This window comes from Bradyrhizobium genosp. SA-3 (assembly GCF_004212635.1).
In the GTDB taxonomy this organism is placed as follows: Bacteria; Pseudomonadota; Alphaproteobacteria; order Rhizobiales; family Xanthobacteraceae; genus Bradyrhizobium.
Genome location: NZ_PSRT01000018.1, coordinates 44,701 through 70,026 on the forward strand (window position 1 = coordinate 44,701; position 25,326 = coordinate 70,026).

Annotated in this window: 25 protein-coding genes and 1 pseudogene; 18 read left to right on the top strand and 8 right to left on the bottom strand. The window is 60.8% G+C overall.

Going from position 1 to position 25,326, the window contains the following annotated elements; genetic code table 11:
• Positions 1-4: 4 nt before the first annotated feature.
• The 4 genes from CWO91_RS08415 to CWO91_RS44110 all read left to right on the top strand — a co-directional run bounded on the left by CWO91_RS08415 (position 5) and on the right by CWO91_RS44110 (position 2,166).
• Complete coding sequence (locus CWO91_RS08415) at positions 5-514, top strand: copper chaperone PCu(A)C (protein WP_130213048.1); 510 nt, start codon at positions 5-7, stop codon at positions 512-514.
• 111 nt (positions 515-625) lie between these two features.
• A complete protein-coding gene (locus CWO91_RS08420; protein WP_165405304.1) occupies positions 626-1,120 on the top strand; it encodes a thioredoxin domain-containing protein in 495 nt (164 codons plus the stop codon).
• 144 nt (positions 1,121-1,264) lie between these two features.
• A complete protein-coding gene (locus CWO91_RS08425; protein WP_130213050.1) occupies positions 1,265-1,879 on the top strand; it encodes a class I SAM-dependent methyltransferase in 615 nt (204 codons plus the stop codon).
• A gap of 44 nt (positions 1,880-1,923) precedes the next feature.
• Complete coding sequence (locus CWO91_RS44110; protein ID WP_245471169.1) at positions 1,924-2,166, top strand: c-type cytochrome; 243 nt, start codon at positions 1,924-1,926, stop codon at positions 2,164-2,166.
• A gap of 175 nt (positions 2,167-2,341) precedes the next feature.
• Here the strand turns inward: CWO91_RS44110 and CWO91_RS08435 are convergent, their stop codons facing one another.
• Positions 2,342-2,902 (bottom strand): hypothetical protein, encoded by a 561-nt coding sequence (locus tag CWO91_RS08435; protein WP_130213051.1) that lies wholly within the window; start codon positions 2,900-2,902, stop codon positions 2,342-2,344.
• Between the two features lie 825 nt (positions 2,903-3,727).
• On the opposite strand from CWO91_RS08435, the gene copC reads away from it, so the two are divergent.
• Complete coding sequence (gene copC / locus CWO91_RS08440) at positions 3,728-4,090, top strand: copper homeostasis periplasmic binding protein CopC (RefSeq protein WP_130213052.1); 363 nt, start codon at positions 3,728-3,730, stop codon at positions 4,088-4,090.
• Entirely contained in the window at positions 4,087-5,019 is a 933-nt protein-coding gene (copD, locus tag CWO91_RS08445; RefSeq protein WP_245471170.1) for a copper homeostasis membrane protein CopD, read from the top strand. Before copC ends, copD begins: the two co-directional genes overlap by 4 nt.
• Positions 5,020-5,072: 53 nt before the next feature.
• On the opposite strand, the gene CWO91_RS43675 is transcribed toward copD, so the two are convergent.
• Positions 5,073-5,435: a Vgb family protein gene (locus CWO91_RS43675; RefSeq protein WP_433995549.1), complete on the bottom strand. Its 363-nt coding sequence runs from the start codon at positions 5,433-5,435 to the stop codon at positions 5,073-5,075.
• A complete protein-coding gene (locus tag CWO91_RS43680) occupies positions 5,369-6,064 on the bottom strand; it encodes a Vgb family protein (protein ID WP_208753000.1) in 696 nt (231 codons plus the stop codon). The genes CWO91_RS43675 and CWO91_RS43680 overlap by 67 nt, the downstream gene beginning before the upstream one ends.
• 357 nt (positions 6,065-6,421) lie before the next feature.
• Here CWO91_RS43680 and CWO91_RS08455 point away from each other — a divergent pair, with 357 nt between their 5' ends.
• Positions 6,422-8,311: a cytochrome c/FTR1 family iron permease gene (locus CWO91_RS08455; protein ID WP_245471171.1), complete on the top strand. Its 1,890-nt coding sequence runs from the start codon at positions 6,422-6,424 to the stop codon at positions 8,309-8,311.
• A 487-nt stretch (positions 8,312-8,798) separates the two neighbouring features.
• Here the strand turns inward: CWO91_RS08455 and CWO91_RS08460 are convergent, their stop codons facing one another.
• From CWO91_RS08460 to CWO91_RS08470, 3 genes are all read right to left on the bottom strand, one after another.
• Positions 8,799-11,201 carry a family 16 glycoside hydrolase gene (locus CWO91_RS08460; protein ID WP_130213053.1) on the bottom strand — a complete coding sequence of 801 codons (2,403 nt, stop codon included), beginning with the start codon at positions 11,199-11,201 and terminating at the stop codon, positions 8,799-8,801.
• Between the two features lie 564 nt (positions 11,202-11,765).
• Positions 11,766-12,797, bottom strand: coding sequence for a Cj0069 family protein (locus CWO91_RS08465; protein WP_245471172.1), 1,032 nt, complete (start codon positions 12,795-12,797; stop codon positions 11,766-11,768).
• Positions 12,798-12,880: 83 nt separating this feature from the next.
• A complete protein-coding gene (locus tag CWO91_RS08470; RefSeq protein ID WP_245471173.1) occupies positions 12,881-13,648 on the bottom strand; it encodes a sulfite exporter TauE/SafE family protein in 768 nt (255 codons plus the stop codon).
• A 194-nt stretch (positions 13,649-13,842) separates the two neighbouring features.
• On the opposite strand from CWO91_RS08470, the gene CWO91_RS08475 reads away from it, so the two are divergent.
• The 4 genes and pseudogenes from CWO91_RS08475 to CWO91_RS08490 form a co-directional block, all read left to right on the top strand.
• The gene (locus CWO91_RS08475) at positions 13,843-14,124 is read left to right on the top strand and encodes a metal-sensing transcriptional repressor (RefSeq protein WP_130213055.1); all 282 of its coding nucleotides are present in this window, start codon (positions 13,843-13,845) and stop codon (positions 14,122-14,124) included.
• Between the two features lie 34 nt (positions 14,125-14,158).
• Entirely contained in the window at positions 14,159-15,367 is a 1,209-nt protein-coding gene (locus tag CWO91_RS08480; protein WP_130213056.1) for an efflux RND transporter periplasmic adaptor subunit, read from the top strand.
• 3 nt (positions 15,368-15,370) lie between these two features.
• The gene (locus tag CWO91_RS08485) at positions 15,371-18,610 is read left to right on the top strand and encodes an efflux RND transporter permease subunit (protein ID WP_130213057.1); all 3,240 of its coding nucleotides are present in this window, start codon (positions 15,371-15,373) and stop codon (positions 18,608-18,610) included.
• 15 nt (positions 18,611-18,625) lie between these two features.
• Positions 18,626-18,800, top strand: a pseudogene (locus CWO91_RS08490) (MFS transporter); the annotation flags it as partial.
• A 108-nt stretch (positions 18,801-18,908) separates the two neighbouring features.
• Here the strand turns inward: CWO91_RS08490 and CWO91_RS08500 are convergent.
• Positions 18,909-19,145, bottom strand: a complete 237-nt coding sequence (locus tag CWO91_RS08500) for a DUF1127 domain-containing protein (protein ID WP_130213058.1) — start codon at positions 19,143-19,145, stop codon at positions 18,909-18,911.
• Positions 19,146-19,270: 125 nt separating this feature from the next.
• On the opposite strand from CWO91_RS08500, the gene CWO91_RS08505 reads away from it, so the two are divergent.
• The 7 genes from CWO91_RS08505 (at position 19,271) to CWO91_RS08535 (ending at position 25,030) form a co-directional block, all read left to right on the top strand.
• Positions 19,271-20,266 carry a transcriptional regulator GcvA gene (locus tag CWO91_RS08505; RefSeq protein ID WP_245471174.1) on the top strand — a complete coding sequence of 332 codons (996 nt, stop codon included), beginning with the start codon at positions 19,271-19,273 and terminating at the stop codon, positions 20,264-20,266.
• A 102-nt stretch (positions 20,267-20,368) separates the two neighbouring features.
• Positions 20,369-20,689 carry a hypothetical protein gene (locus CWO91_RS08510; protein ID WP_245471175.1) on the top strand — a complete coding sequence of 107 codons (321 nt, stop codon included), beginning with the start codon at positions 20,369-20,371 and terminating at the stop codon, positions 20,687-20,689.
• A 238-nt stretch (positions 20,690-20,927) separates the two neighbouring features.
• Positions 20,928-21,674, top strand: a complete 747-nt coding sequence (locus CWO91_RS08515; protein ID WP_165405305.1) for an ABC transporter ATP-binding protein — start codon at positions 20,928-20,930, stop codon at positions 21,672-21,674.
• Between the two features lie 7 nt (positions 21,675-21,681).
• On the top strand, positions 21,682-23,037 hold the full coding sequence (locus CWO91_RS08520) for an ABC transporter permease (RefSeq protein ID WP_245471176.1): 1,356 nt from the start codon (positions 21,682-21,684) through the stop codon (positions 23,035-23,037).
• A 20-nt stretch (positions 23,038-23,057) separates the two neighbouring features.
• Positions 23,058-23,807, top strand: a complete 750-nt coding sequence (locus CWO91_RS08525; RefSeq protein ID WP_245471177.1) for a hypothetical protein — start codon at positions 23,058-23,060, stop codon at positions 23,805-23,807.
• On the top strand, positions 23,804-24,100 hold the full coding sequence (locus CWO91_RS08530) for a hypothetical protein (RefSeq protein WP_130213061.1): 297 nt from the start codon (positions 23,804-23,806) through the stop codon (positions 24,098-24,100). Before CWO91_RS08525 ends, CWO91_RS08530 begins: the two co-directional genes overlap by 4 nt.
• A 339-nt stretch (positions 24,101-24,439) precedes the next feature.
• Positions 24,440-25,030, top strand: coding sequence for a superoxide dismutase (locus tag CWO91_RS08535; RefSeq protein ID WP_130213062.1), 591 nt, complete (start codon positions 24,440-24,442; stop codon positions 25,028-25,030).
• A gap of 8 nt (positions 25,031-25,038) precedes the next feature.
• On the opposite strand, the gene CWO91_RS42805 is transcribed toward CWO91_RS08535, so the two are convergent.
• Positions 25,039-25,179, bottom strand: coding sequence for a hypothetical protein (locus tag CWO91_RS42805; protein WP_165405306.1), 141 nt, complete (start codon positions 25,177-25,179; stop codon positions 25,039-25,041).
• Between the last annotated feature and the right edge of the window lie 147 nt (positions 25,180-25,326).

The following is a 25,326-nucleotide window of genomic DNA, read 5'->3' on the forward strand; positions in this document are numbered from 1 at the left end:
ACTGATGAAACAACCAATCAAGCCGATCTTGAGCATCGCATTCGTTTTGGCAGCCAGCGTTCAGGTTAACGCGCAAATGTCAGGTTCGAGCTCAATCGTAGTCGAGCGACCTTGGGCGCGAGCGACGCCCGGCGGAGCCAAGACCGGCGCAACATACCTTACATTGATCAATAACGGCGAATCCCCAGACCAGTTGTTGGGCGCGACGACGCCGATTGCGGACAAGGTTCAGTTTCACAGCACCACAGAAGAGAATGGCATGTCCCGTATGCGCGAAATGCCCGTCGTCGATCTGGTACCTCATGCAAAGACCAAATTCGATCCGGGCGGCATGCACATTATGCTCGTCGACTTGAAGCAGCCGCTCAAAGAAGGTCAGACTTTCTCTCTAAGTTTGACGTTTGCCAAGGCGGGCAAAGTCGACGTCACGGTTCCGGTTGCGAAGGTCGGCGCCATGCGGCCCAGTGACATGGCTCCCATGATGCATCATCACGACGACACGATGAAAGAATGAGGTTGGTTGAGCTTGAGCCGATGATGCGGCCTCCAGCGAACCGGCAATCTGTCGCCCAAGGATCAGTGAAATAGCGTCTTCAGGACGACCGCGATGCGACAGGGAGGAGAGATGAGTAACCACAGCGCGCCACCACGGCGGTGGAAACTGGTGGGCTGGGTGCTTCTGCCGCTAGTCCTGCTGATCGCGGGCGGCACCTGGTTCGCATCCGAGCGCAATGCTCTGCAGCTGCGAGGCGGGCTCAACGATCGTATCGGTGTTCCGCAACACGAATTCGAACAGCGCGTGCGCAGCTACATTCTGGAGCATCCCGAGATCATCGCAGAAGCGATCAATCGCCTCGAGGCGCAACGCGGCGAGCAGGCCGCCAACGAAGCCGAGGCGGCTCTGAAGGCGCATGCCGACGAGGTATTCCATGATCCAAGCAGTCCCGTTGGCGGAAATCCGGACGGCAATGCCACGGTCGCCGAGTTCTTCGACTACAATTGCCCGTATTGCCGCATGATGGCCCCGTTGATGGAGCAAGCCGAGTCGGCCGACCCGCAGCTTCAGGCTCGCGCAAGCGCTGCACATCACTGGCACGCCCGGCTTCGCGATCGGCGATAAGATCACCACGGGCGCAATGGACGTGAAAGCCCTCCAGGCGCTAACGGCGGAGGCGAGGAGCAAAGAGACCACTGCAAAGCAATAGCGATCGGCATTGAGCTGTGAGCAGAGCACATCCGATGATTATTGGGAGCGAATGTCGCTATGGGCATTTATCAAGAGCAGATCCTTCCGATCCTGATCAATTTCTCGATGCGGCAGAAGAACCTCGCCGCCTACCGCCGACGCGTTGTCCCGGCGGCTCAGGGCCGCGTGCTCGAGATCGGGATCGGTTCCGGGCTGAACCTGCCGTTCTATTCGCCGACGGTACAGCAGGTGATCGGCCTTGATCCTTCGCCGAAGCTTCTTGCCATGGCGCGCCGCACCGAGCGTCCGGGGTCGGGCAAAGTTGAATTCGTAGAGGGTTCGGCCGAAGAGATCCCACTGGAGGACGCAAGCATCGATACCGTCGTAACGACCTGGACGTTGTGCAGCGTTCCAGATGCCTCGCGTGCGCTGGGCGAAATGCGTCGCGTGCTTAGGCCCGCCGGGCGTCTCTTGTTCGTGGAACACGGGCGCGCCCCCGACCCAAGCGTGGTGCGGTGGCGGGATCGTCTGACTCCGATTTGGAAACGGATCGGTGGCGGTTGCCATCTCAACCGCGCCATCGGAACGCTGATCGAGGACGCCGGTTTCCAGTTCGATCGACTCGAGACCGGATACATGCGCGGCCCGAAGCCGATGACGTTTATGTACGAGGGCAGCGCGCGACCACGATAAGCGCCTGGCTCCGAGGGAGGCAATGATGAACCGGCTTCTTCCGATTGCGCCCATCACGATGTTCGCGAGCGCGGCCGGGCGAAGCAGATGCGACGCGCGGCCAGCACGTATTTACCGCGTGCGCCGCCTGCCATTCGCTCGAGCCAAACCGAAATATGACGGGCCCAAGTCTGGCGGAGCTTTGGAACCGCAAGGCAGGAGCCTTGGCAAGCTTCCCACGCTACTCTTCCGCCCTGAAGAGTTCGGGAGTGCTCTGGAACGATCGGCACCCTCGACCAGTGGCTTAAGGACCCGCAACATTTCGTACCCGGCAATGAGATGACGTTCGCAGGCATCAAGAATGATCAGCAACGCGCTGATCTCCTCGCATTTCTCAGACAGGCCACCCAGCGGGGGCATATACTATCGCAATCGGCACAGCGGGGCAGATTGCATCCAACTCTCATCCGGCGAGAAATTGCTTCAGTTTTCGTACTCAATGGTCCCGGTGTGGCGGTCGACTTTCAGGTTTTGCACAAGTGAATTGTCGACAGTAACGATCGCGGCACTAATACTCCCGCCGTCGGCACTGACGTTACCAATCTTCAGCCGCTTATTGTTGAGCCGCTCGAGCTGCACGCCGAGATAGCTTCGCACGTCCTCGACGGACAGGTTCATCATCGGGGTCACGTGCGATCCAAACATTCCGCCTGTGCCGCCGCGCGTCGTGTCGGAGCCCATCATTCCTTGCCCCATCATGTTGGACCCCATCATCCCTTGGCCCATGCCGCCCTGCATCATGCCGCCCATCATCGGACACATCATGCCTTGCTCCATGCCGCGTCGCATCATCCCGGAATCCATCATGCCTTGTCTCATCCCATGCTCGGGCATGTTGGAAGTTGTAGTCCTGGACGCGCTGCCTTCTTGCATCATGTCGGCACCCATGCCTTGCATTCCTTGAGCCATGGCGAGAGTTGAGCTCGAGGTTGCGATGCAGAGAACCAACGCCGCCCCCAAGCACAAATTAGTGGTGGTTTTCATGGTCGTTACTCCTGGTTGTCGAGGGCCTGCCTGATCTCGACCAGTAATCTACGTCAGCCGTCCGACTACGGGACGCACATTCTGCTGACATTTTACACCCGCGCGAAGCGCGAGCGGAATGCTTATGCAGATGCCGCTCCATAGTTTCAGGGACGCGACCGCAATTGCTGCAACGCGCTTGCACCAAATGGAGGCGGCAATCCGGAGGTGAAGTCCGTCGGTCCAATCGTGCCGGACGGGCAGGGGCCGATGAACCAAAATTAAACTTGCCGTTCCGATCTCGTTCAGCTCGCCTCTTCGAAAATGTCCATCGGATGGGATCTCTTACGGTTCCGAGTCAGTTCACGCTCGCGGAGGACGATGATGGACGCGAACGAGCTTCAAAAGAAGAGCCTAAGACCGGTGTTGTGCCTCGTCGGCGGAGCCGCGCTACTTGTGACGTTGACGCACGCCGCGAGTGCCCATGATGAGGAAGGCTGGTACCGACCCCGCGAACACGATTGGCACTCCGGCTGGCACCACGATTGGCACTCCGGACCGCATTATGGTCAGCACAGCGGGTTCCATTGGGATCCGTACTATGGCTGGCACTATGGCAGGCACAACGGCCCGCACGAGGGGCGCCATGACGATTGGCACCGTGGCCCGCACCATGACTGGAATGGTGGCGATCACGATGACTAGGACATGATCCGCAGGCGCCTTGCGCCGCAAATGGATTGTGCCCAGCGAAAAAGGCTGATACGGCGACCGGATTTGGACATAAGGCGATATCCAAACGTGCACGAATTAGGCCGAACGAGTGCGAATTAGGTAGGAGAGACGATGCTACGTGTTGTCGCGAGCTTGGCTATTCTTGTGAGTGGTCTCATGGCCGGATCGGCCTATGCTCACCCGGCCCTCCAAGCCAGCAATCCCGGACAGGATGCCACGGTACCGCCTCCGAAAGAGGTTCGATTGACCTTCAGCGAGAATGTCATCCCTAAATTCTCAGGGCTGACAATCAAGGACAGCAGGGGCGCTCTCATCCAGACGGAAGGTCCATCCATCGATCCGAATGATAAGCGACAGCTTGTCGTTCCGATCGTCAAGTCGCTGTCTGCCGGAATTTACGACGTCGAGTGGCATGCTGTTTCAGCCGATACCCACAAGGTGAAGGGCCACTTCTCGTTCAAGGTTTCGCAATGATGCTGGAGGCGGGCCTCGTTGGCGCCCGCTTCGTTCATCTGTCCTGCGTCATTATTTCCTTCGGTGCTGCACTCTTCCCGCTCTATTCGTGCCTGAGCGCCGACAGCTCAGAGCGACTTGGGCGCCAACTGAATCCTATCCTGATCACGGCCGCGCTTGGCGCGCTCTTAAGCGGCCTTGCCTGGTTCGGCTTGACCGTGGCGAACATGTCCGGGGAGCTTGCAGACGCCGTGGATCGTGACACGTTGGCATCAGTGCTATGGGACACCGATTTCGGTCACGTATGGGCGGTGCGCGCACCGCTTATGATTCTCCTCGTTGCGGCGATCCAGTTGCCTGGCGTATCTCACTTGAACCGTCGTGCGATCGCAATTGTGACGTTTCTCGCAGCGATCCTCCTCGTGTCATTGGCCGGAATTGGGCACACCCAGGTCAACGAAGGGACCTCGGCACGCATTCACGTCACTAGCGACGTAGCGCACCTGCTTGCGGCTGGCGCTTGGCTGGGCGGTCTTTTGCCTCTAAGTCTCTTTCTCGCTTCCAATCAGAAGGTCAGGGTACCGAATAGAGGAGTCGTGCGCGTCTTGTCGCGTTTTTCCGGAATGGGCTACGCTGCGGTAGCGGTCCTCCTTGCCTCCGGTTCGATCAATAGTTGGTTCCTCGTCGGCTCTCTGTCGCACTTGATCTCTACGACTTACGGTCAGCTGCTGTTGGTGAAATCGGGGCTGTTCGCTCTAATGGTGCTGTTGGCTGCCGCCAACCGGTTCTGGCTTGTTCCGGCTATGGCCCAATCGCCGACTGCGAACGGGTCCGAAAGCATGCTGGCAAAGCTTCGCGGTCACGTTCTTGGGGAGCAGGTGGTGGGCCTAGTCGTCGTGGGCGTCGTCAGCGTGTTGGGGACATTAGACCCCGCCATGTATGGTTCGTGAAGTTAATGCATCGTGGGGACGCCGATCGTGCAATCGCAACGAACCGTTGACGATCAAGGAAGCACCAAGCGTCCGATTCTGCTCCCATAATACTCAGTGAACCACAGCGCGCCATCCGGCCCGGTCGTGATGCTGTGGGTTTCGCTACCGTCCGAAGGAATCGCGAACTCGGTGACTGAACCGCTGGTCGTGATCCGACCGATTCTGTTGCCAACGATGCAGCGCGAAGCTTGCTGGCGAACGCAACTGGCTTCGGTAAACCACAAGGCACCATCTGGCCCCGTCGCGATGCCCCATGGCTGGGCATCAGGATTAGGAAGGGCGAATTCGGTCATCTCGCCATCGGTGGTCATTCGCACGATTTTGCCACTAACCGACTCGGTGAACCACAGTGCGCCATCTGGCCCGCTCGTAATACCCGCGGGGCTACTATTCCTGGGGAGATCGTGAACTCGGTGACCGCGCCCGTCGTAGTCATCCGCCCGACTTTGCCGCGAAAATATGTGAACCACAGCGCGCCGTCGGGCCCAGTTGCGATCGCGCCGCTCCTGGCGGTGGGAATCCTGAATTCGGTGACCTCGCCGGTCGTCGTGATCCGCCCGATTTTATCTCCAACCGCTTGGGTGAACCACAAGGCACCATCTGGCCCGGTCGTGATGCCAAGTGGCCCCGTCGATCCAGGGATTGCGAATTCGGTCAGCTTTAGGTTTTCGACGGTGGCGGTCGTCGGAATGCGCCCGATCTTCTTCGCCGTGAACTCGGTGAACCACAGCGCGCCGTCAGGCCCCGTCGTGATGGAATGCAAAACGCCGCCGCCCTTGATCGGGAATTCGGTGATGCTGCCATCGATGGTCATTCGCCCGATCTTGCCCGCTGCCTCGGTGAACCAGAGCGCACCGTCTGGCCCAGTGGTGATTGCGGACGGACGGCTGGCGGGAGGCAGCATGAATTCAGTGAAGGTCCGGGCGGCAGCAGGCATAATTCCCACGGCCGCACCCAATCCGAGCGCAATTGCCAGCAACAATGAAGCGACCGCAAATCTCATGGCCTTCTCCACGTAGGGTGGGCCTGGCGCCGAAGCACGATCTCACGAACTCCGAAACTTAAGTCTAGCAGTCTTTCGGACGCCGTATCGCGTTACTTGCTGGCGCGCCGGAGAAGGGCGGAGCCGATGGCGCAAAGGCGACGCTTGCTGTCGTCGCCGCTACTCGCCCGGCGCGGTTAGCGGGAGCGCCTACCGCGGCGAGAAGGCCGGCGCACATGCCTCAAAAGAAGTTGACCTGGAGCTGAATTAGAACGTCTCAAATTGCACCGATCCGAAACCGGCGGTACGACCGTCCTCGGACCCAACCTTCAATTTGGCATCCCGGTGAGCATGCTATCTTTACCGCCGCGTCTCGCAGTGCTTGCCACGCTGGTCGCTCTGGTATTCTGCGGCGCAGCGAGGGCCGAGACGAGCGATGTCGAAACCACGTGGCGACTGTTGGATTACATTGCGGTGGATTACGCCGGCGCCGTATCACATGGCTCGGTCTTAAGCCCTTCCGAATATGCCGAGCAGAATGAGTTCGCGGCGACCGTTGCCGCAAAGATCGCTGCACTCCCACCTAAGCCGGAACGGCAAGCGCTTGCGACGGAAGCTGCCCGCCTGCAGCGCGCCATCGCAGACAAGTCTGACGCCGAGCAAGTAGCAGCTATAGCGCATGGCCTGGCGGCTGCGTTGCTGGCGACCTACCCCGTGCCGCTGGCGCCGAACAAGGTTCCGGACTTCGCACGCGGCGCAGCGTTGTTCGGTCAGAACTGCGCCGCCTGCCATGGAGACGCGGGCGACGGCCATGGACCAGATGCCGTCAAGCTTGATACGCCGCCCATAGCGTTCACGGACGCCGAGCGTGCTCGCCAGCGCAGTGTGTTCGCGCTCTACCAGGTGATCACCCAGGGTCTTGATGGTACGGCGATGCCGAGCTTCGACCGCCTTCCGACTGATGATCGTTGGGCTTTGGCCCTCTACGCCGGTCATTTCGCCTTCCACGATGTCGCCGCGGCCGAAGGCGAGCGGCTGTGGAAGCAGGACGCCTCGCTTCATAGGCTCGTTCCCGATCTGAAGACGCTCGTCGGGACGACGCCCGCAGCGCTCGCGAGCAAGATCGGACAGGACAAGGCCGACGCTCTCATGGCTTATTTGCGTCGCCATCCAGAAACGGTCACGCAGCAGCAGACCGGATCCCTGTCGCTGGTGCGCGGCCGCTTGACCGAGAGCCTTGCCGCCTATCGTGCGGGGGACCGCCAGCATGCGGGCGAGCTAGCTTTGTCTGCCTATCTCGATGGGTTTGAGCCGGTCGAACCGGCGCTGGGGGCGCGCAATCGTGCGCTTCTGGAGCGGATCGAGAGCGCGATGGGCGACTACCGTGCCGCCATCCAGAGCGGAGAAAATGCCGATGCGCTCGCCGATCGCGTACAGGTCCTCGACGATCTTTTTGATGATGCAGAGGCGTCGCTTTCCCCCAATGCGGCAAGCGGCCTCTCAACGTTTCTCGGAGCGGCAACGATCCTGCTGCGCGAAGGACTGGAAGCGCTGCTGATCGTCGTTGCGATGATCGCGTTCCTCCGCAAGGCTGAGCGGATGGAGGTCATGCCCTACGTCCATGCGGGGTGGGTGGGCGCCCTCGTCGCCGGCTTCGCAACCTGGGTCATCGCGACCTGGGTGATCGGAATCAGCGGCGCGAGCCGGGAGCTGACGGAGGGATTCGGGTCGGTGATCGCCGCCGTCGTCCTGCTCTCGGTTGGCATCTGGATGCACGGCAAGGCACAAGCCGATCAATGGCAGCGCTACATTCGCGAAAGGATGGCAAAGGCGTTGTCCGGTGGTTCGGCCTGGTTTCTGTTCGGGCTCGCTTTCATCGTGGTTTACCGCGAGGTATTCGAGACGATCCTCTTCTACGCGGCGCTATGGACCCAGGGAAACGGCGGCACGATACTCGCGGGCGCGCTGAGCGCGTGCGCGGCGCTGGCGCTTATCGCGTGGGCGATGCTGCGCTATAGTCGCCGGCTGCCAATCGGCAAGTTCTTCACCTACAGTTCGTGGCTCATGGCGGTTCTGACGGTCGTGCTGGCGGGCAAGGGCATCGCCGCCCTGCAAGAGGCCGGCATCGTCAGCATCGCGCCGTTACGCTTGGTGCCACGCATCTCGTTGGTTGGTCTGTTCCCAACCACGCAAACGGTCGCGGCCCAGCTACTCATGATTGCGGCTCTGTTGATAGGCTTCGGCCTCAATCGTCGAAAGGTCGCATAGGATGAGGCCTGGCGGTGGCAGTGACCAGGATGACGAAGTCGGTCAGCGCTGGAGCAACTGACCGGCGAACGCAAAGAGTTGCTCGGCCACGGGGACGGGGAACGGAGCTCTGACCGCGCAGCCGCAGGCTCCGATCATACGGCTTCTCCGCAGACGCCCACAGAAACGCCGCGCCACCCCCGCCAGTTTGACGGCGGTTATTGGCCGAAATCTCAGTGGCGGGTGGCGTGAACACGTGGCTTCGCCGTGGCATCTGTCCAAATAGCGGGCGATGGCGAGGCGTGGCATCCCGAAACCCCGACCTAGTTCAGAGCTTTGGAGCTGTGCCTGAAAAGCGCCTATAGGCCCGAAATGCACTTACGCGTTTGCCCATTTCGATAAGCCATTGAAATCACGCCAAATGCGACCGCCCTCCGATGCAGATCGCGCAACTGCCAGGGGCGCTCCGGCGGAGCGCCCCATCTTGTGCAGGACGGCGATGAGAAGACTAAGCGACCCTTGGGACAGGCAGCTCAGTGACTCCCGGCAACACCGTCTTGATGCGGATGTTGCGGAATTGCACCTTCGATCCATCGTGATGGTTTTGTAGCGCGATGTGGCCGCGAAGAGACCGGGACGTGGGATCCGTGAAGTCGTTCACGAGCACGTCGTTAAGCGTCACTTTGATGCGATTTCCGATCGCCTCAATTAGGAATTTGTTCCATTGCCACGGGCCTTTCGCAACATCGCCGCGGGCCGCGGCGTTGATGTTGTAAATGGCACCGGTGCTTCGCAGCGGATCGTTCTCCACATTCTTTTCGGAGTTGTATCCTCGCGGATCGATTTGGATCTCGTAGCTTTGGTCGATTGCGGCCGTCCAGTCGTTCGGATTCGAGCTGTTCAGGTAGGGCACGCGGATGAAAACGCCGGAGTTGTCCGTGCGGTTGGCGTATTGCCATTCCAGCTCGAGCACGAAGTCGGAGAAGCTCTCGCGCGTGTACCAGAGCAATCCGGGCCCGCCGACGGACTCGAGAATGTCGAACACCGGCAGGAAGCTTCCGGACCCCGACATCTGCCAGTCTGCCAAGCTTCCTGCGTAGAGCGGCTTGAAACGCGCCAAAGGCGTCGGCGTCGATGCCGCAACGACGGCCGCGCTCGTCCGACGCGCGAGCGTAAGGCCGGTCAAAGACGGATTCGCCGAGCCGACGGTGGGGAACATAGCAGGGCCAGCAACATAGGCGTTGGAGATGTGATGGAATCGTCCGTTGGAGTCGGTAATCGATGTGGCCGGATCCTCGCCCATCCACAACGTGCCCGCTTCGTGATGCGTATTGCCCAGCTGGTCCTTGGTGGCACCAAACGGATCGGCGGGTGGGGTGCTTTGCCAGCCGCCGTTGTACAGGTACTGGACGTCGCCGGCGCTCCTGCCGAGGCGTCCGGCCAGGCTGACCGCTGCGGCGGCGAGTTTGCTCCAGGCCGCGTAGTCGTTTGGCGTCGGCGTGAAATTGACCCACGCGCGCGCGCTCATGCCGTCGTTTTGAAGCGGATCGGCCGCATTGGTGAGGTTCACGAAGCTCGTGACGCCGCCCGGGCCTGCGCTCTTGTCGCCGTCCATTTCACCGAGACCGCGAAAAACGATCGCCACCCAATCCGGGTCCTCGTTCGAAAGCAGGTTCCGCAACAGGTCGATGTCGGGCACCATGGTCCACATCGTTGCTTCCGGGTTCTGTCCTTTCTCGGCCGATGCGAGCACCTGGAAATGATAGCGGCGTTTGCTGCCGTCCGGATTCGTGATCTCGCCGCGCACGATGGCTCCGCCCTGCTCAAGTGTGGTGACCGCTCCGAGCCCGAGCGCGCTGCGCTTGACGCGCACGGTCAGATTCGTGCGCAGATGCGCCATGAAGTTGGCGCCCATGCTGTACGCACCACGATTGATCGGGAACGACTCGATCGCCAGCCGCGTCGACTCGATCGTCCCCGCCGCCAATATAATCTGGCAATCGGGACTGAGGTTTGTCGGAACGGAGAGCGATCGAAACTGACCATTGTAGGTGAGATCGATGCCCGTGACCTTGCCCCCGCTGTTCTGTAGCCGGATCACGTGGCACCGCGGAACGAGGAAGAATCGCCGCCGCGAATTATCGTTCAACGTCCAACGCTTCGCGATATCGTCGCGGATGCTCTCCAGCAGCATGGGTCCGCTGCTGAATTTGTCGAAGGAAAAAAGGCCGGGCCCCGGTGAGCCTGCCTGCACCGCGATCGGGGCCTCTTCGACGACATCGACGGTCACATTGGGAATGTTCGCGCCGCTCGCCACGCCTTGGAGCGCTGCATTGACCGCCGCATTGAGCGGACCCGAGAGGTAGTCCGCCTTGTCCTGAACGCCGATTTCGAACTCGACGTCCGGGTAGTTCGCTGTCAGAAAATCGCGCGCGCCTTTGGGCCACGCAGCCAGATCAGCCGGCGTGAGCCGCGGCGACCAGCCTCCCCAGAACAGCGATCGGCCTCCCGGGCAGTACGCTAGCCCGGTGAACGGCTCGTTGCTGTGCCAAGGAATGCCCCAGACGCCATTGCGCCCACCCGGATCTTGATCGTTACGCGTGACCAGCACGGTATCCGGCGCATTGAGGCCGAGATGCGGCAGGTTCTGCACGTGCGTTGAAGCAAAATAGCCTCCCGCGTCGAGCAGGAGCACCCGGAGGTTCTGGTCGGCGCTGCCGCGATAGATCTTGTCGGCGACATAGGCGCCGAACATGCCTGCGCCGATGACAACTACATCAAACGGCTTGCCGCCGTTATTCGCTGCTTCGTCATAGGTGCTGCACACGTATCGGCCGAGCAGATCCCGCGTGAACTCGGTGTCTTGGATATCGACCGGAATGGAAGGGTCTTGCCGCAGAAAGGTGAGCATGGAGAGTTCCTTTCGAAGCGTTGAGATCGCCGCGGTGCGCGAGACGGTTTGGTCCGGCCGTGTCGCTTTCGGTCGTTAGGCCGCGCCTCCGCAGCAAGGCAGAGGAGGCGCCTCAGGGGTCAAGCGAGACACGCGACGAAGACCTGCCACACGCTTGGAGCGCGATCTTGGAGAAATGATACGACAAATTGCCGGCACGATTGGTGAGCCGGTTCACACATGAGTGCGATTTCAGCTCCGTGACCCCGCGGGTGATCTCGCAGGGCTGATAGACTTCGCGGCGGTTGCAGTGAGCTGCTCCACAGAAGCAGACCTAAGCGCCAGAACGACAGAAATGCTGCCAGTCGCCTGCGGGTGAAACTGCGACTTGGCCGGGAAGGCCGCTTGGGCGCATAGCGGCCTTGTGAGTGAGCCGCCGGTCAACCAAGAGCCAGACCGAAATGCGTTGCCGCTCGATCGCATCGTCAGCGCGAGCGAAAGAGACACTCAGCGCCTGCGCTGGCTGCACGCCGGAGCCGAGCAGCGCGATGTGGTCAGCTTCCGAAGCTATGACACAGTCGACATTCAGAGCTTCGCCTGCAGTCTATCCGCGACGCGGCGGGCGATCTCTGCCGGCGCGTCATCCGGGATCGGGAAGACTGAACTGACGTTGATCTCGCCGAGCACGTAACTGTCGCTCCCGTCGGAGCAAGGCTGGCCCAGCATGAAGTCTGCATCCCAGATCATCGGGAGATCGCTCCTCGGGATGTCCAGCAAGGAAGTCAGCTGCGGCGTCCACTCGTCTTCCATCAACCGGCGCAGGCCCTGGAAGCGCGGGTCGGCCTTGTTGGCATAGAGCCGCGGTCCGGCTTTCGCGCGCGCGGTCGGTTCGTCAACCAGCGCCTTGACCTTATGATAGCCGAAGCCGGCGCAGCGATCGCCTGCCATATAACAGCGGACCACCCCTTCGCTCAGGCGTGGCTGGAACGGCTGATCGATCACAGAACCGTCTTCGAAATACTCGATGCACCGCTTAAGAAACTCGTCCAATGCGATGTCCTCCGATCCTTCCTTGGTGGCATCAAGCACGCGTACCATCAGCCCGTCGGGTGGACTTGCCAGCGCCTCGACTTTCCAGACACCCTGGCCGCCATTACCGCGGTTGCGCTTGATCACGCGCGGGCCAGCCGCCAGCCGCAAGGGTAATTCCACACTCATCTGCTCGAGCGTTCGATAGAGGGCCGTGTCACAACCCCAGCTCATCATTCGGGTACGATGGAGCACCTCTTTGGTGCCCATTTTGAGGATCACATCGGGATGGGCGCTCACCCATACGCCGCGCGCCGCGACCTCGCGCAGCAGCGCGTCCAGATTGGCGCGGTTGCGCCCCTCGTGAATCGGATTGACCCAGACGAGCACGCCATCGAACGTGGCGAGCTGTGTTCGGACGGCGTCGAGGACATCGTCCTCGTAGACCACTGGTTCCGCATCAACGCCGACATCGGCGAGCGCCGCGAATACGGCGCTGAACCGGCTGGTCTCTGGCGAGGCACTGCGGCGCGCCGCTTCATCTCCGCGCCACAGGATGGCGATGCGGCCGAGGCGGGGTTCAAGCATGGAAAGCGGCTCCTGATTCATTGATCCATACGATTGTGTGTTGGTTATGCGCAGGACAAGGATCGGGCGGATCCGTCGCAATACTAGACGATCAGGACCGCACCCGAAGCCAACAGCAGCACCAGTACTATCTTGCGGAATGCAGCCTCGTTGAGACGGCCGAACAACTTGAGACCGAGCCAGGTACCCGCGAACAGGGCTGGCAATCCGATCAGAAAGAGCTTGATCGTCTCCGCGCTCAACGCACCATTGACGCCGATCCAAAGTGCACTCACCAGGAACGTCGCCACCGCAACGGGTTGAAACACCGCACGCTGCACATCTTTGGGCCACCCGCGCAGTCCGCACCAGATCGTGACGAGGATTCCGGCGAACCCGGTGATGCCGCCCAGCGCGCCGTTGAGGAATCCGACAACGGCATCGACTGCGGTGCCCGGTGATTTCAAGGGCCCGATCGCAGGACGAAACAGGGCATAAAGGCTGTAGAGAACGAGAAACACGCCGATACCCGCGCGGACGTGTCCAGGATCTCCCCAGGTCAATATTGTTACCCCAACCGGTACGCCGAGTGCCGCGCCAAGCATGAACGGCCAGAGCCGTCTCCAGTCCAGAGCACCACGTAATTTCCATACGGAGTACCCCTGCACGATCAGCCCAAAGGCGATGATCAAGCTGGCGGTTTGCACGGGAGTAAGGATGTAGAGCCAGATCGAGGCGGCGATCAGGCCAAATGCAAACCCGGAAAGGCCGGCAACGAGCGCACCGGCGAAGGTCGCAACGATGAAAAGCGGAAGTTCAAAAGACATCCCATCCATGTGTTCGCTCCAAAACAAAGCGAACAGCTCTTGCATGGGATGACCCACTTGACGGGGAGGCTGCGACGTCCCCGAGACACACTAGTACGAATGCCGAAAGAGCTCAATTGACGTTTTCAGCGTGCGCGGTGAGCGACCTTTTGTCCCTGAAGGGTCGATTACTTGATCTGCCTGCAAGATGGCATAAGAGCAACGCTCGACATATCCCCTCAGGGGGGATAGGATATGGCATGTCGAAAGAACACGTTCACGAAAGTCACCCGGAGATCGTCAAGCGGCTGAAGCGCGCCGGGGGGCACCTCCACAGAGTCATCGAGATGTTCGGCGAGGGGCGCGGCTGTCTCGATCTCGCTCAGCAGCTTCATGCGGTCGAGAAGGCCATTGGCGAGGCGAAGAGGGCGCTCATCCACGATCACGTGGACAATTGCCTCGACGCGGCCGCGAACGGAGGCTCCTCGAAATCCACGAAGACCGTGCTCGCCGAATTCAAGGCGATCTCGCGTTACCTCTGAGCGGCGGCGCGCCGCCGGTATTGAAGAGAAACGTATGTCCTTCCGACCGTTTATCCTGGTCGCGGTGTTCGCAGCGGGCGTCGCATCTGCCCTTTGGGCACCAGGCGTGCCGGCCCTGCGGAAAGCCGTTGGAGTTGCTGCCGAGCAGCCGCGGCAGGAGGCCAAAACACCCGAGGCCGAACGTCTGCCCATCGTCCGGATGGACGACGAGCGAATTGGTCTCGCCAAAATCGAGCAGGTGCAAGTGGAACCGGGCAGCATCGCCAGGCGACTTTTGGTGCCCGGAACCATTGCTCCGGACGCGGACCGCGTTGCGCACGTCTCGGTGAAGCTGTCCGGAACAGTTGCCGAGCTTCGCAAGAACATCGGCGATGTCGTCGCAAAGGGCGAAATTTTAGCTTCGCTTGAGAGCCGCGAAGTTGCGGACGCCAAGAGCGAATATCTGGCCGCTCGACTTGCGAACGAACTGCAACAAGATCTCGCAGGACGAGACAAGCTCCTATGGGAAGGCCGGGCGGCGCCGGAGCTACAATATATTCGTTCCCGCAATGCGGCAGCGCAGACGGCTATGCGCTTGGACATCGCTCGCCAGAAGCTGCTGGCTTTGGGCGTGCAGGAAAATGAAATCGCCGGTCTACCGCAGGCGCCAGAGATCTCGCTGCGGAGCCAAAACGTTCGCGCGCCGATCTCCGGCCGGGTTGCCGCGCGCAGAGTCGAACTCGGAACCGCAGTCGGCCGCGACAATCTTGAAACCGAGCTCTTTGTGATCGTCGATCTGAGCCGCGTATGGGTGGAACTGGCCGTCTCGTCGAGCGACCTGCCATTGGTGAAAGAGGGCCAAACTGTCCGGATCACGGGGCGGGGAATGCCGGAAACCGCTTTTGGCAAAATCGTGTTCGTGTCGCCGCTGCTTGAAAAGGAGACCCGCAGCGCGCGCGTCGTCGCAGCGCTGGACAATCCGGATGGCCGCTGGCGCCCAGGGTCCTTCGTTACTGCGGCGATTGCGCTGAATGAGCACCAGGCAGATGTCGTGGTGCCGATCGGCGCGCTTCAGACCGTGGATGGACGGAGGGTGGTCTTCATTCGCCGCAAGGATGGGTTCGAAGTGCGCGGTGTGATACCCGGCGAGCGCGACGGGGAGGTCATTGAGATCGCCTCTGGTCTTGCTGCGGGTGAGACCATCGCCGTGTCGAACACGTTCTCGCTGAAGGCAGAGCTGTCCAAGCCCCGCGACGAGGACTGAGTAATGATCGCCTGGATTGTCGACTTCTCAGTTCGTCGGCGCTGGCTCGTGGTGCTGGTGACGCTGGTTACCGCCGGCACCGGCTTTTGGTCGATGACGAAACTACCGATCGATGCTGTTCCCGACGTCACGAACGTACAGGTGCAGGTCAACGCGACCGCCCCAGCATTGACGCCAGCCGAAATCGAGAAGCAGGTGACAGTCGCGCTAGAGACGGCGCTGGCGGGCACGCCCGGCCTGGAATCGACGCGATCCTTCTCGCGCAATGGTTTTGCGCAGATCACGGCTGTATTCGCTGATCGCACCGACATCTACTTCGCGCGTCAACAGGTTTCCGAACGGCTGAACGAAGCGAAAAGCAATCTTCCTCCCGCTGTCGACGTTCGCATGGGGCCGATCTCCACCGGCCTCGGTGAGATCTATTGGTGGGCGGTCGAATATGCCAAACCGGGCGAGATGGCGCCGGTCGAGGACGGCAAGCCGGGTTGGCAGAGCGACGGCAGCTATCTCACGCCCGAAGGCGAGCGGTTGACCGATGACTTTCAGCGTACTGTCTATCTCCGTACCGTGCAGGACTGGATCATCCGCCCGCAAATGAAGACGGTGCCGGGCGTTGCCGGGGCGGATGCGATCGGCGGGTTCGTCAAACAGTTTCAGGTGCACCCCGATCCGCTCAGGCTGAACGCCTATGGGCTATCGTTCAGCCAGCTGATCGCCGCGATCGAGGCCAACAACGTCAGCCGCGGCGCCAACTTCATCGAGCAGAACGGCGAGGGCGTCGTGGTCCGCGCCAGCGGCCGGGTCGAGAACCTCGAGGACATCAGGCAGATTGTCGTGACGACGCGTGGAGGAATTCCCGTGCGCATCCAGGACGTCGCCGACGTCGAGATCGGGCGCGAGTTGCGGACCGGCAGTGCCAGCGTCGATGGGCAGGAGGTCGTGCTCGGAACAGCGCTTATGCTGATCGGCGGCAATAGCCGCACGGTGGCAGCCGCTGCCGACGCCAAGATCAAGCAGATTGGCCGCACGCTGCCGCCGGGCATCAAGGCGCGGACCGTGCTTAATCGCACGCAGTTGGTTGACGCCACCATTCGGACTGTTGCAACCAACCTCGCCGAAGGTGCGCTGCTGGTGATCGCAGTGCTCTTCCTGATGCTCGGCAACTTCCGTGCGGCGCTGATTACCGCTTGCGTCATTCCAGTCACGATGCTGTTGACGGTAACTGGCATGCTGGGGACCAAGCTCAGCGCGAACCTGATGAGCCTTGGCGCGCTCGACTTCGGCTTGATCGTCGATGGTGCCGTCATCATCACGGAGAACAGCCTGCGCCATCTGGCAGAACGCCAGCGCGAGCTCGGCCGGACCCTTAGGCCTGCCGAGCGGCTCAACACCGTGACGGCATCAGCGATCGAGATGATCAGACCCACGGTCTACGGCCAGCTCATCATCATCCTGGTCTATGTGCCGCTACTGACCTTCACCGGAGTGGAAGGCAAGACGTTCGAGCCGATGGCGTTGACTGTCATGATCGCGCTTGTTGCGGCCTTCGTCCTGTCACTGACCTTCGTGCCTGCGGCGATTGCGATCGCGATGACCAAGCCGGTGCGCGAACAGGAAAACGCAATTGTCCATTGGCTTAAGCAACTCTATGCGCCAGTCCTGGCGAGGACCGTGGTGTCGCCGCGGCCGATCATGGCCACGGCGGTGGTTCTCTTCGTCGGTGCGGTGATTCTCTTTGGTCGACTTGGTCAAGAGTTCACGCCGACGCTTGACGAAAAGAACATCGTCATGGAGGTCAAGCGCGTGCCCAGCACGGCGCTGTCGCAGGCTCAAGCGATGCAGCTCCTGATCGAGCGGACGATCAGCAAATTTCCGCAGGTCTCCTTCGTGTTCTCGCGCACAGGAACGCCCGATCTCGCTGCCGATCCGATGCCCCCGAGCGCCTCCGACACCTACATCATCGTCAAGCCGCAGAGCGAATGGCCGGATCCGTCGCTGTCGAAGGACGAGCTGATACGGCAGATCGAGGCAGAAGCGACCAAGTTGCCGGGCAACAAGGTCGGCTTCTCCCAACCCATCGAAATGCGATTCAATGAGCTGATCGCGGGCGTCCGGGAAGATCTTGCCGTCAAGGTGTTCGGCGACGATTTCAGCGAAATGCAGCGGACCGCGCAGGAGATCGCCAATGTGCTGCGTCGTATCGAGGGCGCCGAAAGTGTCAAGGTCGAGGAAACGACTGGCCTTCCATTCCTTGAAATCCGCATCGACAAGGCCGAGATCGCCCGCCGCGGCCTTAACCTCGCAACCATCCAGGACTTGATCGAGACGGCCGTTGGAGGCCGAGTGGCCGGGCTTGTCTTCGAAGGCGACCGCCGCTTCCAGATTGTGGTTCGGCTCGACGACAAGCTGCGTTCCGACATTACCGCTCTGGAGGCGCTTCCAGTGCCGTTACCGCACGCCGATCCGAATACGCCGGCCCCCTCCGTTCCGCTGCGCACACTGGCATCCTTCGAGCAGACCGAGGGGCCTAACCAGATCAGCCGCGAAAACGGCAAGCGCAGGGTGGTGACGACGGCCGAGGTTCGCGGCCGGGACATCGGTTCGCTCGTCGCCGAAGCACAGGCCAAGGTCGCAGAACAGGTCAAGCTTCCCCCTGGGACTTATCTGGCCTGGGGAGGACAGTTCGAGAACTTCTCCGTCGCGCGGCAGCGGCTGATGGTCGTGGTGCCCGGCTGCTTCCTTCTCATCTTCCTGTTGCTGTTCGGCGCCTTGGGTTCCGCGCGCGATGCGCTTCTGGTCTTCAGCGCCGTGCCGCTCGCTCTGACCGGCGGTATTGTCACGCTATGGCTGCGTGGCATGCCGTTCTCGATCTCGGCTGCGGTTGGCTTCATCGCGTTGTCGGGTGTCGCCGTCCTGAACGGGCTCGTGATGTTGAGCCAGATCCGCAAACTGGTCGAGGACGGCGCCGAACTTCGGTCCGCGATCGAAGAGGGGGCGTTAATACGCTTCCGACCGGTGATCATGACTGCTTTGGTCGCATCGCTCGGCTTCGTCCCCATGGCGCTCGCCACGGGAACTGGCGCTGAGGTGCAGCGGCCGCTGGCCACCGTGGTGATCGGTGGATTGCTCACGGCGACGCTGTTGACGCTCATCGTTCTGCCGGCGCTCTATGCCTATTTCGCGCGACGGCCATTGCGATTGAAGAGATCCGATCAGTTCCTCTCGCGACGCGCAGCCGAATAGACCAGAGGGCCTATCGTGCTTTCAGTCCTTGCCAACCGAACCCTATCGCCACCTGTTTGCCGCTCAGGTGATCGCCCTGATTGGCACGGGTTTGATGACCGTCGCGCTCGGCTTGCTGGCGTTCAAGATCGCCGGTGATAAGGCGGGCGCCGTGCTCGGCACCGCACTTGCAATCAAGATGATCGCCTATGGGTGAGCACCAGTCGAACAATGTTGACGAACGTGCTGCGCGGAAACCCGTACACGACGGTTTCAGACATCGCTCTTCCTCCCTGTTAATGAATTCAATCGGAATTGGTCAGCGCCAGAACGGCGCGTCTGCCTGCTCCAAGGCCTCTTCCCGGGTGAGCCCGAGATCGGCAAGCAGGTGGGGGTCGTCGGCGATAGCACGCAGATCGGCGCGCTGATGCATTCGCTCGCTGCAGGCAAGCCACTTATCCAGCAGCATCACCCATGAATTGGGTTGATGATCCGCGCTTGTCGCGCTGCGCCGAATGCGCGGTAGAAAGTCACTATTGGCAAAAAGCGTTGACATTCAGCGGCTCCAAATCCCATGATTTCGAATTGCTGGCGCCTGAATAGGGCCGGCAGGGCGCAGTCCGCAAAGCATCGTTTCTCGGGCATGCCCGAATTTTTCTCATGATCTCGGGAATTATTGTAATGCGCTCGCATTTGCCGCCGTTGAACGCGCTGAAGGCCTTCGAAGCCGCGGCCCGACATGAAAGTTTCACGCGCGCAGCCGAAGAGCTGTGTGTTACGCAGGGTGCCGTCAGTCATCAGGTGAAGGCGCTGGAAACCAAGCTCGCGGTCAAGCTGTTCAATCGCGAACGTCAGCGTTTGATCATCACCGAGGCCGGCCGGGACTATCTTTCGGTCGTGCGCGATGCGCTCGATCGGATCGCGGCGGGGACGGAGCGGTTGCTGCAGCGGCAGAGCGCGGGCGTTCTAACGGTCAGCACCTCGCCCGATTTCGCCGCCAAGTGGTTGGTGCACCGGCTCGGCCATTTCGCCGAGGCGCATTCCGGCATCGATCTTCGGGTTACCGCAACACTGCATCACGTCGATTTCGCCAGGGAGGACGTCGACCTGGCGGTGCGTCATGGCGACGGCAACTGGCCGGGAATGGAGGTCGTGAGGCTTTGCGGGGAGCGGATGTTTGCCGTATGCAGCCCAAAATTATTGTCCGGGCGTCGCCGTATCGATGGCATCGGAGATATCCTGAAATTTCCCCTGATCCACCTGGACAGCCGAACTGATTGGGCGAACTGGCTGCATGGCGTCGGCATCGACGATGCGCGCGTCATTCACGGCCCCGTAATGAACCGTGCAAGTATGGTAATTGACGCGGCGATCAACGGGCAGGGGATCGCACTTGCGCGCACCACGCTTGCAGCATGGGATCTGATCAACGGCCGGCTGGTGCTGCCATTTCCGGAATCCCTGCCAGTATCCAAGACCTATTGGATCGTCTGTCCGAAGGCGACCGCGGCTCTGCCGAAGATCGCGACTTTTCGCGATTGGCTTCTGGCGGAGGCGGCGGCGGACCAGCGGCAACTCAAGAAGCTGGCGCCTCAGCCTGATGATCGGAAGCGCCTGCGCTCAAACGGGACGAACTCCCGCAAGAGAAACTCGAGCAGCATGGCTTCGCGACCATGACCCCTTGTGGTGCACCGCAGTGCAGTACCGCAATGCGTGCGAAATCTCCGAACAGAAGCTCAAGCAAGTTGTTAGCGTTCATCCCGAACGGAGGAGAGACGCATGCGCAATCTCGCGATGACAACGGCAATACTACTGTCCTGCAGTCTCGCTCCCGGATATGCAGGGGAGTCCGGGTTATCCAAGACATATAAGCAGGAGCAATCGGTTCCGGTGCAGCCAGATCGCACGCCCCAGCAATCGGACCAATCTCGCGACCAAGAGCGAGCGCGCGGTGAGAGTGTTCAGATCGAGCGCGACTGGAAGGCTCAGGAAAATGCCAACCGAAGTGCTGGCGATGGATCTGCTGGCAAGACCGACGAGGATCGTCAAACAGTAGGTCGTGATTGGCGAGCGCATCCTGAGCGTGACGAGAAGCGCTGAAATCAGGCTGGCTGTGAGAGCGAAACGTGATTGGCCGCATGTTGCCGCTACAGAGAGCTGTGAGCGGGAACCCAATCAAGCTGAAGTGAACAAACCGCCAAGTTGGCGAGCCTCGCTTCCGCTGGTTCCTAATTGACAAGCAATTCCGCTTTGGCAAGGTCGCCGCTATGGGGACGGCGATCTCCCCATGAGGCGACATGCCCAAGCATCGCGTCCGGATTCCTGAGAAGGACGCTGCATGTCAACCGTCAACGACGGGTTTTCGCCAGACCGTTCAGCGCCTTTGCTGGGCGTGAGAAACCTGACCAAGCGCTATGGAAGCGATGGCGCCGCGATCGACGGTGTGACGTTCTCTGCTGTCGCGGGCGAAATCCTCGGCATCATCGGTCCAAATGGCGCCGGCAAGACGACGTTGCTGGAAGCCGTTGCCGGACTTCTACCGGTGAATTCGGGCGAAGTCTTCTGGCGCGGAGAGCCGTTGCACGCAAGCCGCCGGCGGAACGTCCTGTTCTACCTGCCTGATGGCGTCCGTCCGTACCAGGACCAATCGGCCCTGCAGGTCGTGTGGTTTGTCGGTAGCGTCTTTCGACGGTCAGAAGCAGACATCAAGTCGACCATCGAAGCGCTCGGGTTACAGCCGGTGCTTCGAAAGCGCGTCCACGCTCTGTCAAAGGGCTATGCCCGACGGCTGATGTTGACCATCGGACTGCTCGCGCCGCATGACCTGTTACTGATGGACGAACCATTTGACGGATTTGACCTGCGGCAAACGCGCCACGTGATGGGTCTATTGCGTGACCAGACGGCGCGCGGACGCACGCTGATCCTCTCCATTCATCAATTGCCGGACGCGGAACGGGTCTGTGACCGTTTCATCCTACTCTCGGCAGGGCAGGTGCGCGGATCTGGAGGACTTGCCGAATTGCGTGCGCAGACTGGACTGCCGAACGGCTCACTGGAGGATATCTTCCTTGCGCTCACGTGAGGCATACGTGCGGCCGACCGCACCGATCGTTCCGCTGCTCGCAAAGGAGCTCCGCGAGGTCACGGCCGGGCGGGCACTTTGGACCATGTTGCTGCTGGTCTGTCCGCTCGTCGGATACTCTTTCGTCCAGGCAGTCTCGCTCTACAGCGAGTCAAGCGCCGCGGCCCTCCAGTCGCCAGTCCTGGCGAGGAGCCTGTCTCCCCTCGATGGGATCCTCGTTCCGACATTCGGCTCATTCTATGTGGCGGTGACGCTATTGTTTCCTTTCGTGGCGATCCGCGTGCTGGGCCAAGAGAAGGAAAGTGGCGCTTTGCGCCTGCTGGTCCAATTGCCGTACCGACCCTCGACGCTGATCGCCGCAAAATTCTGCGCCGTACTGGCAGCCTGGTTCATGGTGAGCATTCCTGCGCTTTCCGCGCTGGCCGTGTGGGCTATGTTGGGTGGCCATCTGGCGGTGCCCGAGACGCTGAATCTTATATTGGGTCATTTGCTCTACGGTCTTCTGGCCGGCGCCATTGGGCTGCTCGCCGCGGTTATCGCCGACAATTCGGCTACTGCAGCCATCATCGCGCTCGCCGTCACGATAGGATCATGGGTGCTGGATTTCACGCTCGCGGGCCGCTCTGGTCTGTCGGCCTGGCTTTTGCAATTGTCGCTAACCCAAACGCTGCGTCCCTTTGAGCAGGGGCTTCTTTCGGCCGGCCTCGTGCTAGGCATAGCGGCCGTCATTGGCGGGCTCGCTGCGCTGACAGTTGTCTGGCTCCCTCCCGGTACACCGGTGCGGACGAAAGTCATTCGCTCTGTGTCTTGTGTGCTTGTGATTGCCGTTGCGCTCACCGTCGCGGCGCAGATCAGGGCGTCCGGGGATCTCAGCGAAGATCGTCGCAACTCGTTTACTTCTGCAGATGAACGTTTGCTCGCATCGCTTCGGCGTCCCTTAGTCATCAAGGTCAATCTCGAGGCGGAAGACCCCCGCTACGTCGATCTCCGGCGGAACGTTCTCGCGAAGCTGGAGCGCGTCCTGCCTGATGTCATCGTCGTTCTCGCGAGCGAGCGGTCGAACGTTCCCAATCGATCAGACGCCTATGGCCAGATCGAATATGTCTACGGTGATCGAACCGACGTAAGCCGTTCCACCAGTCCGCGGGAGATACTGCCGCTACTATATGCGCTCGCGGGCACGCAGCCGCCGGCGCCTAGCCTCGGCGAAGAGTACCCCGGTTATCCCCTGGTCGTCAGCGCAGACGCGGTGCTGCTGTGGTTCTTCGGCGGATTGCCGCTCCTGATCGTGCTCGCGTGGCGATGGATTCGCCGGCTCCCTCCAGACAAAGGCTCTCTCGTTCATCAAGGAGTTAAGCCATGAGATCCTGCAAGAAACTCGGAATGATCATCCTCGCGGCAATCGGCTTTGCGGTGCCGGCATTGCCCTGTTTAGCCACGGAGCCAATCAAGATTGACCTCTCGAATGAAACCGTCGGTGGGGAACCAAAGTCGCTGGTGCCAGTGGTGGGCTTCTGGAGGATCGAGGAGGACGGCGGCAAGAAGGTGCTCACTGTCGATGGTCGGCAGTGGAAGGAGGGGCAATCGTCGGCAGGTATCGCCGACAAGGCACGGGCTCTCTACGGTGAACGCTACGCCGAGTTTCTCGATCGCGTGCAGGCCTACGCCTACTATCCCTACGCGGTCGCGCCAAAAATCGAAAATTTCAGCGATGGCGAGATTTCGGTGCGCTTTGAAGGGTTGTCCGGTCGTATCGACCAGGGCGCCGGCATCCTATTCAATCTCAAGCCAAACGGGGACTACCTGACAGTCCGCGCGAACTGTCTGGAGAATAACATCGTGCTGTGGAAGTTCGAGAACGGCAAGCGATCCTCGGTCAAATGGGTGCGAAATACGCCGACCGCGACTCGGCAGTGGCATGACCTCAAGGTCCGCGTCAAAGGCACCAAGGTGGAAGGCTATCTCGATGGCAAGCTCTATCTGGAGCACACGCTGACCCAACCTGTCTCGGGCCGGATCGGGCTCTGGTCGAAGGCCGACAGCCACATGTACTTCGCGGATTACACCATCGCGCCGGCGGCAATTGAAAGGATGACAAGGGGGAGATTCGTCAGAAAACGAGGTGGACGATGAACAGGAAATGGATTCTGGTAGGCAGCGGCGCGCTGTTGCTGGGCCTTGTGGGTGTCGCCATGGTTACCGCCGAACCGGAGGGCAGGGGTGCGATCTTCATCGCGGGAGACAAGCCGGTCAGCGAGGATCAGATCCGTCAAAAACTGCAGTCGGACGGCTGGTCGAATGTCCAGATCGTGCGCAACGGATGGTACTTCGAGGCGATTGGCTCGAAAGACGGCCAAACCGCGAATGTTGCCGTCAATTCGCGGAACGGCCGACTACGTACCGGCGATGACGACGACGAGGATTGAGTAGATAGCTCCCGTCGGGAGTGAATGGAATCGGGGCGGGCTGGTTTCGCGTGCGACCCTCCGCGCGACGTTCTCCCCTACGAGCGATTCCGTTGCTTCGAAATGAATGTTTATCGGCATTGACAAGTTGTCGCAGCCGGCTCTATTTCTGGGGCTTGGGGAAGCGATCTCCCCATGAGGCGACATGCCCAAGAATCGCGTCCGATTTCACCAAGGGCGCATCATGTCTGCCGTTATCCCAATCACATCCAACAAATTCCCAGATCTTACTAGCGCGCTGCCGCCGGTTGGCACTTTGTGCGCCCGGATGCCACCCAGGCCATGCGTCGGGAGGTTGCCATGACCTATGTCGTGAAGCCGTTGTCCTGCGACCCGAGCCGCATCCGTGGGATGTCGGAGCGGATGATTATCAGCCACTACGAGAACAACTATGGTGGCGCGGTCAAACGGCTGAATCTGATCGACGAAAAGCTTGCTGAACTCGACTACGCGAGCGCGCCGGGCTTCCTGATCAATGGGTTGAAGCGCGAGCAGCTTATCGCGACCAACTCGATGATCCTGCATGAAGTGTTCTTTGATGGTCTTGGCGATGAGAGCGAACCGGGCGCAAGTCTGAAGGAAGACCTTGCTCGCGACTTCGGTTCGTATGACCGGTGGCGGGCCGAATTCATAGCCATGGGCAAGGCACTTGGCGGTGGCTCCGGGTGGGTGCTGCTGACTTGGTCACCCCGCGACCGCAAGCTCGTGAATCAGTGGGCGTCGGATCACTGCCACACGCTGGCCGGTGGCACGCCGATACTCGCGCTCGATATGTACGAACACTCGTACCACATCGACTACGGCGCCAAGGCCGCGAACTACGTGGACGTGTTCATGGCGGCGATTAATTGGCCGGCCGTGCAACGTGCCTTTGACGGGATACAGAAATGAGGCACGGCCTACGATACGTTCGGTGGATTCTCTGTTCGGCCGCGCTGGCTTTCATAGCTGACGCTCGCGCCGAAGATCAGTTCAGGATGCTCGGCGAGAAGCAAATCCGCGCTCGCGTTGTCGGTCAGGACATCACGGATGGATCCCACTGGTCCATGTATCTCCGGCCGGATGGCGCTCTCGTCGGTTCAGAATCGGGAAGTTCTTGGACCGGGACCTGGAAAATTCGAGATGACAAGCTGTGCACGACGATGCCAAGCAGCCCGTCGCCGGTGTGCAATGAAGTCTGGATGTCA

Bases quoted from the DNA above. Each gene is read 5' to 3' on its own strand.
- CWO91_RS08415 (WP_130213048.1), top strand. From the start codon at position 5: ATGAAACAACCAATCAAGCCGATCTTGAGCATCGCATTCGTTTTGGCA.
- CWO91_RS08420 (WP_165405304.1), top strand. From the start codon at position 626: ATGAGTAACCACAGCGCGCCACCACGGCGGTGGAAACTGGTGGGCTGG.
- CWO91_RS08425 (WP_130213050.1), top strand. From the start codon at position 1,265: ATGGGCATTTATCAAGAGCAGATCCTTCCGATCCTGATCAATTTCTCG.
- CWO91_RS08435 (WP_130213051.1), bottom strand. From the start codon at position 2,902: ATGAAAACCACCACTAATTTGTGCTTGGGGGCGGCGTTGGTTCTCTGC.
- copC (WP_130213052.1), top strand. From the start codon at position 3,728: ATGCTACGTGTTGTCGCGAGCTTGGCTATTCTTGTGAGTGGTCTCATG.
- copD (WP_245471170.1), top strand. From the start codon at position 4,087: ATGATGCTGGAGGCGGGCCTCGTTGGCGCCCGCTTCGTTCATCTGTCC.
- CWO91_RS43680 (WP_208753000.1), bottom strand. From the start codon at position 6,064: ATGAGATTTGCGGTCGCTTCATTGTTGCTGGCAATTGCGCTCGGATTG.
- CWO91_RS08460 (WP_130213053.1), bottom strand. From the start codon at position 11,201: ATGCTCACCTTTCTGCGGCAAGACCCTTCCATTCCGGTCGATATCCAA.
- CWO91_RS08465 (WP_245471172.1), bottom strand. From the start codon at position 12,797: ATGCTTGAACCCCGCCTCGGCCGCATCGCCATCCTGTGGCGCGGAGAT.
- CWO91_RS08470 (WP_245471173.1), bottom strand. From the start codon at position 13,648: ATGCAAGAGCTGTTCGCTTTGTTTTGGAGCGAACACATGGATGGGATG.
- CWO91_RS08475 (WP_130213055.1), top strand. From the start codon at position 13,843: ATGTCGAAAGAACACGTTCACGAAAGTCACCCGGAGATCGTCAAGCGG.
- CWO91_RS08480 (WP_130213056.1), top strand. From the start codon at position 14,159: ATGTCCTTCCGACCGTTTATCCTGGTCGCGGTGTTCGCAGCGGGCGTC.
- CWO91_RS08485 (WP_130213057.1), top strand. From the start codon at position 15,371: ATGATCGCCTGGATTGTCGACTTCTCAGTTCGTCGGCGCTGGCTCGTG.
- CWO91_RS08500 (WP_130213058.1), bottom strand. From the start codon at position 19,145: ATGTCAACGCTTTTTGCCAATAGTGACTTTCTACCGCGCATTCGGCGC.
- CWO91_RS08505 (WP_245471174.1), top strand. From the start codon at position 19,271: ATGCGCTCGCATTTGCCGCCGTTGAACGCGCTGAAGGCCTTCGAAGCC.
- CWO91_RS08510 (WP_245471175.1), top strand. From the start codon at position 20,369: ATGCGCAATCTCGCGATGACAACGGCAATACTACTGTCCTGCAGTCTC.
- CWO91_RS08515 (WP_165405305.1), top strand. From the start codon at position 20,928: ATGTCAACCGTCAACGACGGGTTTTCGCCAGACCGTTCAGCGCCTTTG.
- CWO91_RS08525 (WP_245471177.1), top strand. From the start codon at position 23,058: ATGATCATCCTCGCGGCAATCGGCTTTGCGGTGCCGGCATTGCCCTGT.
- CWO91_RS08530 (WP_130213061.1), top strand. From the start codon at position 23,804: ATGAACAGGAAATGGATTCTGGTAGGCAGCGGCGCGCTGTTGCTGGGC.
- CWO91_RS08535 (WP_130213062.1), top strand. From the start codon at position 24,440: ATGACCTATGTCGTGAAGCCGTTGTCCTGCGACCCGAGCCGCATCCGT.